General features: G+C 57.7%; 14 protein-coding genes, 1 tRNA gene and 3 pseudogenes. 9 read left to right on the top strand and 9 right to left on the bottom strand.

Annotated features, from left to right (window positions below):
• Positions 1-163 precede the first annotated feature (163 nt).
• Positions 164-844 (bottom strand): hypothetical protein, encoded by a 681-nt coding sequence (locus ASD02_RS34945; RefSeq protein WP_057220100.1) that lies wholly within the window; start codon positions 842-844, stop codon positions 164-166.
• A 245-nt stretch (positions 845-1,089) separates the two neighbouring features.
• Positions 1,090-1,482: a hypothetical protein gene (locus ASD02_RS34940; RefSeq protein ID WP_057220099.1), complete on the bottom strand. Its 393-nt coding sequence runs from the start codon at positions 1,480-1,482 to the stop codon at positions 1,090-1,092.
• 471 nt (positions 1,483-1,953) lie between these two features.
• On the opposite strand from ASD02_RS34940, the gene ASD02_RS39075 reads away from it, so the two are divergent.
• From ASD02_RS39075 to ASD02_RS34925, 3 genes and pseudogenes are all read left to right on the top strand, one after another.
• Positions 1,954-2,379 (top strand): hypothetical protein, encoded by a 426-nt coding sequence (locus ASD02_RS39075; RefSeq protein ID WP_057220098.1) that lies wholly within the window; start codon positions 1,954-1,956, stop codon positions 2,377-2,379.
• A pseudogene (gene dnaE2, locus ASD02_RS34930) lies at positions 2,348-3,134 on the top strand (error-prone DNA polymerase); the annotation flags it as partial. The gene ASD02_RS39075 and the pseudogene dnaE2, both read left to right, overlap by 32 nt.
• Positions 3,135-3,237: 103 nt before the next feature.
• Positions 3,238-5,247: a hypothetical protein gene (locus tag ASD02_RS34925; RefSeq protein ID WP_156408538.1), complete on the top strand. Its 2,010-nt coding sequence runs from the start codon at positions 3,238-3,240 to the stop codon at positions 5,245-5,247.
• A gap of 116 nt (positions 5,248-5,363) precedes the next feature.
• Here the strand turns inward: ASD02_RS34925 and ASD02_RS34920 are convergent, their stop codons facing one another.
• From ASD02_RS34920 to ASD02_RS34900, 5 genes and pseudogenes are all read right to left on the bottom strand, one after another.
• Entirely contained in the window at positions 5,364-5,990 is a 627-nt protein-coding gene (locus ASD02_RS34920; protein ID WP_057220095.1) for a hypothetical protein, read from the bottom strand.
• 425 nt (positions 5,991-6,415) lie between these two features.
• Entirely contained in the window at positions 6,416-6,727 is a 312-nt protein-coding gene (locus tag ASD02_RS34910; protein ID WP_057220093.1) for a hypothetical protein, read from the bottom strand.
• Positions 6,728-6,945: 218 nt separating this feature from the next.
• Positions 6,946-7,021, bottom strand: a tRNA-Ile gene (locus ASD02_RS34905).
• Positions 7,022-7,115: 94 nt separating this feature from the next.
• Positions 7,116-7,611: pseudogene (locus tag ASD02_RS37875) on the bottom strand (thermonuclease family protein).
• Positions 7,612-7,898: 287 nt separating this feature from the next.
• Positions 7,899-8,462 carry a YidB family protein gene (locus tag ASD02_RS34900; RefSeq protein WP_057220092.1) on the bottom strand — a complete coding sequence of 188 codons (564 nt, stop codon included), beginning with the start codon at positions 8,460-8,462 and terminating at the stop codon, positions 7,899-7,901.
• A gap of 401 nt (positions 8,463-8,863) precedes the next feature.
• On the opposite strand from ASD02_RS34900, the gene ASD02_RS37870 reads away from it, so the two are divergent.
• From ASD02_RS37870 to ASD02_RS34880, 4 genes and pseudogenes are all read left to right on the top strand, one after another.
• On the top strand, positions 8,864-9,223 hold the full coding sequence (locus ASD02_RS37870) for a hypothetical protein (RefSeq protein WP_082555712.1): 360 nt from the start codon (positions 8,864-8,866) through the stop codon (positions 9,221-9,223).
• Between the two features lie 477 nt (positions 9,224-9,700).
• Positions 9,701-10,129: a nuclear transport factor 2 family protein gene (locus ASD02_RS34890; RefSeq protein WP_057220090.1), complete on the top strand. Its 429-nt coding sequence runs from the start codon at positions 9,701-9,703 to the stop codon at positions 10,127-10,129.
• A 98-nt stretch (positions 10,130-10,227) separates the two neighbouring features.
• Positions 10,228-10,559, top strand: a pseudogene (locus ASD02_RS34885) (IS5 family transposase); the annotation flags it as partial.
• A gap of 335 nt (positions 10,560-10,894) precedes the next feature.
• Complete coding sequence (locus tag ASD02_RS34880; RefSeq protein WP_057220089.1) at positions 10,895-11,128, top strand: HlyD family secretion protein; 234 nt, start codon at positions 10,895-10,897, stop codon at positions 11,126-11,128.
• A gap of 69 nt (positions 11,129-11,197) precedes the next feature.
• Here the strand turns inward: ASD02_RS34880 and ASD02_RS40490 are convergent, their stop codons facing one another.
• Positions 11,198-11,329 carry a hypothetical protein gene (locus tag ASD02_RS40490; protein WP_277996372.1) on the bottom strand — a complete coding sequence of 44 codons (132 nt, stop codon included), beginning with the start codon at positions 11,327-11,329 and terminating at the stop codon, positions 11,198-11,200.
• Between ASD02_RS40490 and ASD02_RS40275 the strand changes: the two genes are divergently transcribed.
• Entirely contained in the window at positions 11,276-11,866 is a 591-nt protein-coding gene (locus ASD02_RS40275) for an ArsR family transcriptional regulator (protein ID WP_244494341.1), read from the top strand. The genes ASD02_RS40490 and ASD02_RS40275 overlap by 54 nt on opposite strands.
• On the opposite strand, the gene ASD02_RS39450 is transcribed toward ASD02_RS40275, so the two are convergent.
• Positions 11,837-12,220: a hypothetical protein gene (locus ASD02_RS39450; protein WP_057220088.1), complete on the bottom strand. Its 384-nt coding sequence runs from the start codon at positions 12,218-12,220 to the stop codon at positions 11,837-11,839. The two genes, ASD02_RS40275 and ASD02_RS39450, sit on opposite strands and share 30 nt — an antisense overlap.
• Positions 12,221-12,772: 552 nt before the next feature.
• On the opposite strand from ASD02_RS39450, the gene ASD02_RS34870 reads away from it, so the two are divergent.
• Complete coding sequence (locus tag ASD02_RS34870; RefSeq protein ID WP_025431442.1) at positions 12,773-13,936, top strand: IS110 family transposase; 1,164 nt, start codon at positions 12,773-12,775, stop codon at positions 13,934-13,936.
• Positions 13,937-14,333: the final 397 nt, after the last annotated feature.

Below are 14,333 nucleotides of genomic sequence, written 5' to 3'. Positions count from 1 at the left end.
CGCAAGCCCGCAACAGGTAAATGCGGGTCAGATTGAACTATGGGAAACGTACTCGATGGCTGGGCAATTCAGTGCGCGACAAGGGCGAGGCTTTGAAACGGAAGCAATCACTGGTACGAGACTTGCTGCCTTAACCGGTCGCCCATTAGGACAGGTCTTCTGCCTACATGTTCGCGACGCCTTGTGCTCGAACGTCAGTGGCCCTTTTGACGGCTTGTCGACGAGCTTTTTCCACTTCCTCTGCGATACGAGCATACCGCGTTTCTGAGAACGCCCGGTGCCCAATCGCTCTGTAGGCCAGACAGTGTTCTTGGTCTTCCGAGAACCAGAAAAATCCAACGGGCCACCCCTTCGATCTTAGCGCAGCAGTTTCGTCGAACACCAGTCGATCTTCGGTGAGGGACATTAACACGGACATGATCTGCTCTCCGTCTTCGTCCGTAAATGAGACCTCGTATCCGGTCATGGGATCTTCGTCATGTTTGAAAATACTGAGGTCGTAGCCTTGGAGCTTTGTTCTTCCCAGCGGGTCGACCCGTTCGATGGCATAAGGTTCCATCAAACCCGCGGTAATCCATCGACCAAAAATGGTAGCGCTCGTGAAACCATCCAGCAGCGGCGTAACCGCCGCCAGAACCTGTTCTCGATGGTCGTCAACCAGCGACAATTGCTGGCCCCCTGTTACCTCGATTGAGTCTACAAATGTTCTTATTTCGTCGCCCGCGACGGAGATTGCAATGTCAGGGGCGGTCGTCAGAATCTTCGCCCGGTAAATGGTTGAACCGCTGCCGGCGGGAACGGAGAATTTTGAAGGCGAAGCGGCCCCTGTGATCGTGTAATTCATTGGGCATTTCCTATCGGTTTATTCAATGGTCACCCGGATTTCACAAGCTCGCAACATGAAAATGAGGCGGGTGGTCTCGCCAAGCCAAAGGCTGGACGCCTCTGCGCTCGCTTGGCGCACGTCCTCATCGGAACGCATGCCAGCCCAAAATGTGAAGCTACTTGCCGCGGCATCAACAGACGCCGCGGCAAGTTGGAATCAGGAGGCAACCCCAGGAAACGAGCCTTCGCAGGCGCGCGCCAAGTTCACGAAGTCACGAACAGCCTGCTCGACTTGGCGCTGGTGGCGAGACGGCATGCGGTATCGCCATAGGCCTTGACCATGAAGTACGCGAACTCAAGCGCCTCGCGCTCGAAGGGGATGCCGATTACTCCGATTGCGTGCGCGGCAGGGAGGCCAGGAGCCAGTGGCACCACGACCGCATTGCGCGAGTAGTTGCGAGCCGGAATGGTAGCGAGATGGACGCCGTTGCTGTCGACGACGAACGCATTTCCATCGAGCTTTCCGCCAGACGCACTGACGTGTTCATGATACAGGGCGAGGTTGAACGCCAGGTACGAAGGCGCGAGCTCGAGATTGACTACCGAGTGGGAGGACGCCCACAGAGCGTTGAGTTCAGAGGTAGAGTGGATAGGCATGCTGGTCCCTTCATCATAGACGCTACTGACCGGCGGCGTCGTTCCGACGCGCGAGCTTTGTGCTCGCGACATATGAGCTGCTGTCGGTAGGAATGGTGAAAGGTCATGCGTCGTCACTCTCCGAACGTTCTCCGGCGCTAAGCGACTGGATCGTTGACAAGCGCGGCGCGTGCTACCGGCTGCTTTCGGACTAAGTGCTACGGCAACCGGAGCATGATTGTCGAGCACGGAGAACGGCGGTGGAAGCCTTGGAACCAGTGGGTTCGGTTTGGTCGCCGCCTTTCGACGAATGTATCACAAGTCTGCGCCCTCTTGATGCAGTTTGCGCCTTCGGATGAACGGATGATGAGGTCCGCATTCACGAGTTTCGAACCCAAAAAGATGGCGCCGGTAATCCTAAATGGCGGTAACGCACCTTGCTTGCGCCGATCCGCCGGTCGCCTCACAATTGAACAATCAAGGCGGGGAGGCATGCAGATGCAGTGCAAAGATGGGGTCGCGGAGGAGTTGGAGCGACACGGACGCCTCGATCGTAAGTGGGATTGCCGCCTCGGTACCGTCCTCGATGAGGCGATTGAAACGGTTGATTGTGCGTGGGCAATTCTCGCAACGGAAATCCGGCGTCTCGGGTACTTTGCTGAGAGGCCAGTTCGTGAGAATGAAACTCCGTACTCCTACTTCAACGCCATAAAGTGGGATGCGCTTGAAATGTCAGATTCCATTTATTGGTCCCTCCCAAATGAAGAAAGAGAGAAGGACGATCGGGACCTCGAAGAATTTGAGGTGACCTACATGCTCCGAGAGGATTGCTCTCCGCGCGTCAAAGCTCTCGCGTTTCTGACGGTCGGTAAGGGCCTCATCTGTTCGGCTGATGACGGATTTCGAGAGTGTCGATGATATGTGCGGCGATCCGGTGTTCCTGCCGAAGCGCTTGTCCAACTCGCGGAAGCGGATGCGTTCCGGTCATCGCTGAAGCTCGAACGCCGCAATGCCCTGTGGGCGATAAAGGCGCGGCGGGATGAACCCCTGCCGTTGTTCGCGGCCGCCGCCGAGCGCGAGGAGCGAACGATCGCCGAACAGCTGGAACCGGAGGTCTCGCTTCGACAGATGACCGACGGACACAACCTCTTCGAGGACTACAGCCACACCGGACTGACCCTCCGCCAGCAAATCGCGTTCCTGCGCAGGGATCTCGAGAAGCGGAACATCGTCACTTGCGAGGAGGCTATGAACACCCGCGATGGGAGATGGGTGTACGCCGACGGGCTGGTGCTGGTGAGGGAGAAGCCAGGTTCAGTCAAGGGCGTGATCTTCATTACCATCGAAGACGAAACGGGGGTCGCGAACGTCGTCGTCTGGCCGACGCTGTTTGAAAAACGACGGCGCGTCGTCCTGGGCGCGAGCTCGAACGCGAAGGCGAAGTCGTCCATCTCGTCGCGCAGCAGCTACTTGATCTCTCTGGGGATCTGTCGGCGCTGGCTGACCGCGACATTGACTTCAAGCTTCCGACCGGACGTGGAGATGAGTTCGCCCATGGATCTCCGGGAGGGCATGTCTAGGATCGGCCGGAGCCTATGCCGGAGGCAAGGGACATCCGCGTCAGGGATTTGCATATCGACACGTTGAAGGTAAGGGCGCGGAATTTCCATTAAAGCAAGCCGCTTGCGCACAACATATCCGTCCCTAAGTATGAAGTTCCGGTTGCAACTTGTGTTCTGCCTCCCGATGCTACTTGCAGATTGGACGGAGTCGGGAATGATGGGTGAAGGTATGACGACAGGATTGATGCGGCGTATCAAAGGCTCAGGGAACGCGCCGCATCGCCATGGGGTCGGCGGTCAACGCGTGGAATCCTACCTGACGTCGTACCTGGATCACTACAAGAGTGCGATTGAGCCAGGGTTCGCCGTGCTCGTCACCGGTCCTTGGGGATCAGGGAAGACACACCAGGTCACGAGCGCGCTCCTTCCCGAGGAGTATTACTACCTAAGCCTTTTCGGTCTCCAATCTGCCGATGAGATACGAGCAGCCGTCTTCGCCGCAATGTATCCGACGAAGGATCGTTTGAAGAAGATCGCAGCGTTCGGAGACGGCATCAACATTTCGACCGGAGGCTTCGGAACGGTCGGAACCAAGGGACTTCCTTCGGCTATTGTCGGAGCACTGGTCGGAAATAACGTGGAGACCGATCGCGTCATCATCTTTGATGATCTCGAGCGATGCAAACTGCCGATCAACGACGTCCTTGGCGTCATCAACCGCTATGTTGAGCATCATAACTGCCGAGTTGTAGTGATCGCCCATGATGACGAGGTGGCGGGCCTCGGGCCAATCAAGGAGAAGGTATTCGGTCAGACAATCCGGGTGTCGGTGCAGATCGAGAGTGCCTTCGATGCATTTGCACGACGTCACGACCTTGAGGTGGACGCTCTATTCCTTGCGCAGCATCGTTCCGAGATCATCGGCATCTTCAAATCCTCCGGCTGCGCGTCCCTGAGAAACCTTCGGCATACGTTGGATGACCTATGTCGGCTCCGCGCGACCCTTCGTGCCGAACATCTGAACAACATCACCGCAATGGCCGATCTCGTCAGGCTGTTCACTGCGCTGTCGCTGGAAGTTCGGATGGGCAATGTCACGCAGGCGGAGATCAAGGATCGTTCAGGGGCCCGAATGCGGGACCCCGTCGCACGTGTGAATCGCCGAGGTAACGAAGAGGTCGAAAGATCGTCTTTCGGCAAAGCTCAAGACAGATATCCCGCTTTCGACCTTTCCGGTACGCTCCTCAAAGACGGAGTTCTCGACGACATCCTGTTCGCGGGTCGCTTCGATGAAGAGGCAATAAAATCCTCACTCGACTGCGACCCTCATTTCGCCTCGCTTGGCAATGTACCCGCGTGGCGTATGTTCATGGATTTCGAAAGTCTCCCCGAGGACCGAGCAAGAGCCGCGCAGGATTCGATGCTGGAAGAGTTCGAAAGCAGGAAGATCGAAAAGCACGGCGACCTCCTGCATCATTTCGCGCTTCGTTTTATGATGGCCGAGCATGGTCTGATTAGTGACAGTCGTGCGGAGGTCTTGGCCCAGTGCAAGTCCTATGTGGACGACCTGGAAGGTCAAGGCCGAATAGAGGAGATCGAAAGCGTATGGTACGGCAGGCCGGCTGGGAGGCGCGAAGCCGCGGAAGGCATCGGGTTTTGGGTGGAAGATGCCTATCGAGCGGAGTTCCAGGAAATCGATGCATACGTCCATGAAGCACGACGCAGGGCGTTGAAGTCCACTTTCCCGCAGAAAGGGGCAGAACTGATGGCCTTGCTTAGCGCAAGGACTACGGCGTTCTTCGAGCGCGCCTGTCATAGCAATGCAGGATCAGATCCATTGGCCGCCCTCCCGGTCTTGGCGGCAATCGATCCAGTTGCATTCATCGATGCTTGGATGCTGGCTCCCGCAGAGAATTGGTACTGGATCAGCGGCGCCCTGGTGAACCGTTACAAGTCAATGTCGCTGTCCGACACCCTTTCAGAAGAACTGCCATGGATCGCAAGAGTCCTTGAACTCCTCCAAGAGCGTGAAGAGGCGGCCCAGTCAGGAATTCTTCGGTTACGCATCCAAAGGATACGTGCCCGCGACGAGATCCCGCCGATCATCGAGGATGCCCTGGAGATGCGTCGCGAGGCGGTCGCGCGGGCGTCCAGATTACCATCGCCGAAAGCTGCGCCGGAGAAGGCACTTGGAAGCAGCCAAGGCGGTCGAAGAAGCCGCTGACTAATGGTCATCAGTAATTCGTGAGAGCACCTACCCGGCATCCCGGCAGACGCCTTGGATATTTGAAAGGGAACGACAGGCTCCGCAGGGCTGCCGCCACTGCCTCGCCGTGGGCGCTATTTCAGGAAGCCGTCGGAATTGAACTCGTCCCAGCCTCGCAGTGGAGAAGTTCCGGATTCGTCCGGCCGCGCCGGCTTACCCTCCTTCCCCTTCTTTAGGGATCGCGTGAGCTTCGCCTTGAGCGTAGACCGCCTCCTGTTTTCCGCAGCTGCGGCCGAATCCTCCTCGCGCCATTCGTCGACGGCGCCGCGGTCGAGGATTTCCACCACCACATCCGGATCGAATACGTGAAAGGTGATCTGACGCGCGCGGCCGTTCAGCCTCACGGTACGTGTTCCTGCTGAAGGCAGACGGCCATCCTCCAGCCAGCGGCGGCGTTCGGTTGTCGAGATCGTCAGGATATCTTCGATTTCCCGGGGAATGACGGGAAGACCTGCCATGTTGGCGAGCAAGTCGGTGACCGCAGTCGAAGTCATGCGGAAGGTTGCTCTCGAAGTCTCCGCCATGGTCAAGGTCAGCACACCGCCGTCAAGGTCTAGGCACTTCCGAACCGCAGAAGACAGGCGAGCGCGAACTTCCTGCAAAATGCCTTTTGCCCGAACGGCGGACCCGAGCGTCAATGCCGTAGGCAGTTGCCACGTCTTGATAAGTTCCGGACCGTCATTTTCTTTCTGCTTTTTCATCTCTTCTTAGATGGATGCTGCCGTTCTTCTCGTCAACAGCAGGCGAAATCCCGTCCTAGAGCCGAGGCGCCTCAAAGCATTCCGCGAGGGAAGCGAGCCTAGCTATCCCGCCGACCGAAGTCGATTTGCGACCCTGCGGGCACTTCCAGAAATTCACGAACTGGCAAACGAGTTGGACGTTCTTCGGTTCGTAGTGTCCGTTGCTGTCGATACGATTAACAGACGCGAGCATGTCGTGGTCCAGATTCTTCTGACCATCGACATATATCTGCAAACCCGAGATCACGCATATCTGTCCGCCGGCATTGCGGACGCGCCACCGCGGAAACCGGGCTAGCCTTCCGATTCACTTCCGGCTTTGCCTTCGACGTTATAACTTCGACTTCGAAACGATATTCGCAATTGAGGCATGGGAACGCTTGAGATTAGTCATATTCGGTTCCCGCATGCCCGATGAATTCCGACCACAGGGCCTCCGCCGCCTGCTGCGCGTCATACTTGGCATCGCCGCGCCCCATGAGGCCGCCAAAGCCTAGCGTTAGGAACATGTTGTAGTCATCGGCGGATACACGGATCGGGCCGTTCGAAGTGCTGGTGTCCGCATGGGCTTCGAACACGTAGTTGATGTCACCGAAGTGATGCCTCCCGCCTTTGCTGTTGTGAACCGTGATGTGTGCTTTCCGCCCACCCTTTATGCCCCGGTTGACGACAGTGCAGGTAAAGGAGCCGTCACTCATTTTGTGGAACTCATCGCACGAGCTCTTGAAGTAGCCGCGGATAACGTCAAAGGCTTGATCGACAAACTCCCCGCTGAATTGAATCGAATTCTTGCTTGATCTTAATCCGCCGGCCCGACGTCACGCCCTTTGAAGAACTATGGCCCATCGAGTCGACGGCGGCGAGGAATCCGGAGTTGAGGGACAACAATCCAGGTTGATGTGACGATGAACAATTTTGGTGGGCCCGGCAGGACTCGAACCTGCAACCAATCGGTTATGAGCCGACGGCTCTAACCATTGAGCTACAGGCCCCACAGAACGGTTCTAAGGACGGCATAGCAATTGATCAAGCTCCCGTCATGGTGAATTACGACGACTGAGCGTAGATCGCTCATCACCTCGAACTTTACTCAACAAGTGTGTGTCCAAAGCGTTCGGCTCGTGCCTCACAGGGGAGTTGGAAGTCGCCGCGCCATATACCAATGCTCGATGATCGAGCGGTTTTCTCCGCAGTCGCGCACTTCCCACGGATGTACTGTGCCCAGTCCAGAGCGTTACCACTTTCGACCAACCAGCGATTTACCTCCCGGCCGTCGGCGTGAAAGCAGACGCCGACGAGTCTCTGATACCGATCGCGGTCGATCACGTCGCAGCGGATTGGTCAGCTCGGCAAGGTATCGATCGAGCGCGTTCGTCGCCGTCTTTCCGCACCGATAGGTGGCGCCATCGGAACATCCTTGCCAGCTTTCCAACGCATCCACGCCGTGTAGTCGTAGACGTTTGCCGGCGATTTCTATCGTGTCTCCGTCGATCACTGAGGCGCGGCCAGTGAACGTGTCCAAGCTGGATGCTGGGGCAGGCGACAGCAGTAAGGCGACTAAGGGTACAATTCGCTTAAACAACTAGGTAGGTCTACTTCCGGCAGCGCGGCGTTGCGGTAAAATTCTCGGCTTCTTGAAGCATCCTGGTAAAGGCAAACGGGCCGCAGTAGGACGGCTGACCTGACCCCCGACGATAAGGACCGACATCAAGTTTGGCCTTCGGACGCGAACTAAAATGCGCGTCCGTTTCGCGACGCTTGCAGGCGTTCGCGTTCGATATCGTAAGGCGCGACCGCCGCTGTATTTTGCCGCTCCATCCTCATTATTGGCCTGATCGCGCGTCGCAATCTTTGCATGCTGGTCTGCTCTCAAATCATTTGAGGCTTCACGGGCGGAACCGACGCCAGCGCATCTGTTTCGTCATCGTCATCAAACGGTAGCTGGCCGTTGGGAGTCAGATCATCAACGGCGGTTGGCAGTGCGCGACTCAACCGACTTAGTATTTCCTGGGGTGAGAGCCCTGTTCTCGCCGAGAGGTCGTTAAGGACTTCTGGGTCAAGCACCTCGGATAGTTCGCGGTTGTCGACCGGTTTATTTTCGCCGGGCTGGACCCATGAGTTGGCCGTCTCGCCGTGACCCTTCTCTTGAAACTGTCGCAGCAACTCCCCAAGGCTTCCGGCGAGACCACCTCCTGCGGCAGCTTCGCCACCAAACAGCCCTCCAAGGCCTCCCAGACCACCCGTGCCCGTCTGGCCGCCGCCCGCCAGTCCGCCGAGTAGATCACCCAGTCCGCCGCCCGATTGCGGTTGGCCAGCGACTCCGGGTTCTGACGGGTTTCGAAGACCCTTCAGCAGCTCACCGATTTTGTCCCGGTTCTGATAACCCGCCACAGCCAGTACCCCCAAGAGGGCCTTCAAAGCATTGCTTACCATCGCTCGTCTCCCTGAAAGATGATGTCCGCGACCATGACGGTATTCTCGGTCGCCGCCTTGGATCGGATTAATCGTCAACGCCGTGGAACCGTGCTGGTTCCTGTATGACACCCCAATTGATTTAGCGCCGGCGAAACGGCGGAGCTCGCACATTCATCCGACCGATGCCGTGACGGTCGGCCGCCGACTGCAAGGGACCATACTTCTCGCAAATAAAGCACCGCCGGCGGGCGAGGCCCTGCGGCGTCAGCCCGACTTGCTGCTCGTGCGACGATGATTGTCGGCCTCGTCACGCGAGTCTACTAACCGGTTCTGAAAGCCAATCACAATCTTTGGTGGTTTCTTTCGATGGAGCTCGGTATAGTTTTGCTGCGAGCACGTGAAAGCAAGTGAGGCTCAGAATGCCCAGATTCAGCGTCGAAAAAGAAACAGATGATCTTTTGGAGACTCTCGTCTTTACGCTTGGCGTCATACTCCACAGCGATCCGGACAATCGGCGGCGCATTTCGGAAGCGTATATCGATGCTCAAGCGCTGGCGGCAGCAATCCCGCCCCAAGATGGCTCGGCTCGACCGCGAATTGTCGCCTGCCTCGAGCTTTTTAGAGCGCACAAAGAAGCAGGGAGGGTGGAAGCGGCCGGCTGGATGTTGACTGCCATCCAGGAACGCGTTGCCGAGAAGAACCTACCGGAATGCGACAAGTTGCAAGTCGTCGTAGACAACGCCAAACAACTTCTTCTCCCAAAGTGCAACGTTCATTGAGTAGACGGACGCTCCCATGCGCGTGTTCGCGGCGAGGGAGAGTTGGTCGCTCGTGCCCTTCGATCCTACGATGAAGGCAGCGAGGGCAGACAAGATCGCGGCGGCGCTACATTGCCGAACGACTTTCTCTCGTCCGTTCACGACATCGACCGTTGTTGTCTCCTCCTGTTGTCGGAACATAATTAAGAACATTCGTGGTGATGCGGCCGCCAAACTGAAATTACAGATCACTGAAATACTCCAACTTGGAGAAGGAGAACGACACGCAGGCGACTATCAGGACCCTACTGGCCGACTGTAAGCACGACAACAGCGGAAGACTGCTCCAGACGCTAACTAGGCCGTGAACCCATTAATCGGAATGACAGGATTGGCATGCAAACGATGCATGCTGCTTTGGTCGATAATAACATCGATGCCGGAATGCGTTGAGGGGCAAGGGCGTGAACGGATAGAGGCATTTTAGCGAGGTTGGCGATGGAGCAGGCAATTAGAGACCTTTTTGGTCGCTATGAGAGTGAGACGAACGCGGCGCTCCTCGGCGAGCGGGACATGGCCGCCATCAGCGATCTTTATGATGATGCATTTATTGGGTCTTCTCCCGCAGGCGTTATGGCCGGCAAGAAGGACGAGGATTTCAAGAAGGCGCTTGCTACGGGCTTCGCGCGCAATCGCAAGATCGGCGCTCAACGGATGGAGGTCGTGGACCTGCGTGCCGAGGAGATCGACGCAATGCACGCGCTTGTGCACGTGGATTGGCGGGCCACCTACAACAGCGATGGAAGCCAGAAGGCGATCGACTTCACAAATGTGTATTTGACGCGCCTGGCCAATGGTCGATGCAAGGTGTTTGGCTGGATCACTGGCGATGAGGACGCCGAGCTTCGGAGGCACGGCGTCATCTGATTGCGCTGATCTAGCCGATTTTTGCGACGAGGGCTGTTTCCTGCCAGGCGCATATCTGATTCAACATCGGGATGAGCCGATACAACCTGCGACTTTGAGTGGCGCGTTATCGAGCCCTGTTGCCCAACAAGCCCAGAGGCGTGCCGCGTGTCGATGACCGCCGAGTGCTGAACGGCATCTTTTGGGTACTGCGATCTGGTGCGCCGTGGCGCGATCTGCCCGATCGCTATGGCCCGCGCACCACTTGCTGCAACCGCTTCGTGCGATGGCGAAAGGCCGGCGTGTGGGATCGGATGATGGATGCGATCACCGTCGCACATGACGGCGATATCCAGATGATCGACAGCACTTCCGTCCGGGCGCACCGACAGGCCGCGACGGCAAAAAGGGGGATCGAGATCATTGTCTCGGTCGATCACGCGGCGGGCTCACGACCTGCAATGTCATGACGGGCAGGCCTGCCGACAATCTACTCGGTCACATTGCAGCCAGAGCAATCGTGCTGGCAGATAAGGCCTATGACTACCGGGAGCGCAACCTGATCGAGCGCTTCTTTTCCAAGCTGAAGTCGAGAGTTCTAATCTCAGCCGCCAGGCCCTCGGCACGGCAGTCCTTCGTCGACAAGAACGTCACAGAGTTGGTTGAACCAAACCGGCAACTTTCGCGTCTCTTCGTGAGAAGGGAGCACTCGCCAATATCCCGCCGAAGGCAAACCGGCGATCTAAACCCTACTTCAGCACGTGGCTGCAGGCCGGACAGCAGTTGATGACCGTTGTCCCAGACGGCATGCACTATGAGCTCGACGGAACGCTTCTGAACAAGGACAAAGGCTTTGTTCGCGAGGGACAGGAGGTCAGGATCAAGCTCGATGCCTTCCCTTATACGCGATATGGCACCCTTTCCGGAAAAGTCGTCTCTATTTCGAACGACGCCGTATCGCAGCGGCGCTCCGCCAGGAACTCGCAAAGGCAGAGCTTTTCGAGCGAGCAAGTGTTCTGACCGCGCCCGTATCGGGAACAGTCCAACAGATTCAAGTTCATACGATTGGGGAAGTTGTGGACGCCGGCGCTACTTATCGTTTTCAAAGCTGTGAGTAAAAACATGGATGGCGTTTTCAAGACGCTCTCTGACCCGACGCGACGTGAAATCCTTGTTCTGCTGCGGGAGCGTGAGATGACCGCGGGCGAGATCGCGCGTCATTTCAGGCTTTCCAAGCCCACATTGACTCCCATTTCGGGATTCTTCGTAGCGCCCACCTTATCCGAGGCGAGAAGTCTGGCACAAGGATCACCTATAGTCAAAATTTGTCGGTCCTCAAGCGCGCCCTGGGGACGTTCACCGAGCGTTTGCGGATCGACATGGATGCAGACTTCAAGGAGTTATCTGGCGCGTCGCCGATCTCGCATGCGACGCGGGATAGCTCGTAGTCGGCGCGATGAGCGTTCTGGTCGCCATAAGTATATGTGGCCCGGCTGGGAGAACTGTGTTCGCTTGCGAAAACCATCCGACACGATCTGCGCTGACAGCCCAAGTGGCGTTTCAGAGTTCGTTGCTCGAGTTGCGCGCCATAGGCGAATGTCATGGCCCGACAAGTACCAGGATCTGCGACCGCCCTCCGGGTACCACTGTTCCGTCACCGTCTTAGGCATTTCCTGCGAAGTGCTCGGGCGATGGGGGGCCGCCCGAATGAGTTGCAACGCGGCCGGTTTAGGGCCTCGGCCCCTCGACGGAGCTTGAATACTTGCTCGCACTCCGCCAACCCTCGGCCAATGGAGCATAAGGCGTATCCGCGAATGCCCTTTGGCCAATTGCTTCGTGGGCAAAGCAAGTTTTCTGATCATCGGAGAACCAGAAGAGGCCGGTTGGCCACGCCTTTGGTCTCGTTTCTGCTTTGGCAACCTCATCGAGCCGAACGGTCTTTTCGGCAATGTGCATGAGTACCGACAGGATCTGCTCGCTGTCTTCGTCCGCGAACGACGTCTCGCATCCGGATTTAGGGTTGTCGTCAAATGGGAAGATGTGGAGGTCATAACCCCGGAGCACTGTATTGCGTGCCACGTCGATAAGTTCAATTGCGTGGGTTCGATCCAAGCTGTTCCTCGAAGGGCAACCCACCGGCCAAAGATATTAGCGCGCACGAAGCTATCCAGCAGCGGTGTGAGGGCGAACCGGATACCCCGTTGATGGTATCGAACGCTCTATCGAACCCGCGGTTAGCGGGCACCGGAAATTCAATCGGCTCTGGCCGTTGCGGCGGAATGGCTGCCCTCCGCGGAGGCCTACGAAGCACAACATTAGTCTCGGATCAAAATTCGAGCACCCTAGATTTGCTAGCCTCGTCGATCCGGGCTGAACTACTTCCCTGGCCCAAACTGCCTGTTCGCCAAAGAACCTCTCACCGCACCACATCCGCCCAGCGGCGTCCTCGTACCCAACGCTGACATTTACGGAATTAGGTAGATCCTATGAGGAGGGTGGATAGCAACCAGCGCCGTGGCAAGGTGAGGTTSCTTAACCACAAACACCCTACCTTGGAGGCAAGCATGCCCGTTGCAGCTCACCGATCCGAAGCGCCGGCCGCTATCCGGACTGATCTTGGCGCAATCTTCNCTTAACCACAAACACCCTACCTTGGAGGCAAGCATGCCCGTTGCAGCTCACCGATCCGAAGCGCCGGCCGCTATCCGGACTGATCTTGGCGCAATCTTCGTCTCGTTGGAACTCAGTCAATCTAAATGGCTCATCACCTCGCTGTCGCCGAGTGGTGGCGAGAAGATGTCTAAGCATGCGGTGGCGGCCGGCGATGTCGCCGGCATGCTGGGGCGTTTTGCTGAACTCAAGAGGAAGGCGCGGGCGCGAACCGGGCGGTGTTTTCCGATCGTTGTCATCCAGGAGGCCGGGCTAGACGGCTTCTGGATCCATCGCGTATTGGAGGCCGAAGGGATCGAAAGCCATGTGGTCGATCCGGCCTCGATTGCAATCTCGCGCCGTCGGCGGCGGGCGAAGACAGACAGGATCGACGGCGAAGCGCTGGTTCGCGCATTGCTCGCTTATCAGCGGGGCGAACCGCGGGTGTGTGCGATGGTCCGGGTGCCGACACCCGAGGAAGAGGATCGACGCCGCCTTTCGCGTGAGCGCCAAGCGTTGACTAACGAGCGCATACGGCACGTCAACCGCATCAAGGGCCTGCTGTTCAGTCAGGGCGTATCCGGCTACGAGCCGCTGCGCCGCGATCGACGCAAGCAACTGGAGGAATGCAAGACCGGCGACGGCCGTCCGCTGCCGGCACACTTGAAGGCGCAGATCGGTCGCGAACTCGATCGGCTGGAACTGCTGCTCCAGCAGATCAAGGCTGTCGAGGCCACCCGCGACGCCATGCTCGCTGCTACACAGGCCGTCTCGCCAGCACCGGCGATGCTGCTCACCCTAAAAGGCATCGGGCCGGAGTTTGCCGCCGTGCTCTGGTCGGAGGGGCTGTCGCGTCACTTCGACAATCGACGACAGGTTGCCGCCTATGCCGGCCTCGCGCCGACGCCTTGGCAGAGCGGCTCGGTCGATCACGATCAAGGGGTTTCGAAATCCGGTAATCCAAGGTTACGAACGACGATGATCCAGATGGCCTGGCTGTGGGTGCGTCATCAACCGCAGGCGGTGCTCACCTTGTGGTTTAGAGATCGGGTCAAGCAGAACGGCGGCCGTCTCAAGAAGACGACCATCGTCGCGCTCGCCCGAAAGCTGCTCGTCGCGCTGTGGAAATACGTCAATGCCGGCGTCGTTATCGAGGGAGCGGTCATGAAGACCGCCTGATCGGTTACCCAAACTGAATTCTGCAGTCTTCCAGGACCCGATCAGTCCTGGCGGATCCAGGTGGACGAACCTAGCATTTGCTTGGCTCAAAAATAGGCCGCTCGTGTAGAATGGTATCGCCCTCCTGAGCCTTGTCCGCCCGCAAGCGGGATGTTGGTGCTGCTGTCTCGAACAGCGACCGTATATAAGTTGGATTTGGCTTGGCAACGAGCCGCGTCGCGCAACGGGCTCAGGCCATGGATGCCGCAATGAATCACGGAGTGCCAGATGTCACCCTGACGAAAGTTCTGTGTTGACCCTCCTCATATAAGCAAATGCCACAAGACAATACGAAGGCGTCCGCTTCCTGCGGTTCGTGCACCGGGCTCGTTGAGCAGGTGATGTCGCTGACGCTTGG

The sequence above is a fragment of the Ensifer sp. Root1252 genome (assembly GCF_001425885.1).
GTDB classification, from domain to species: Bacteria; Pseudomonadota; Alphaproteobacteria; order Rhizobiales; family Rhizobiaceae; genus Ensifer; species Ensifer canadensis.
This window is presented reverse-complemented; position numbering and strand designations above follow the sequence as displayed.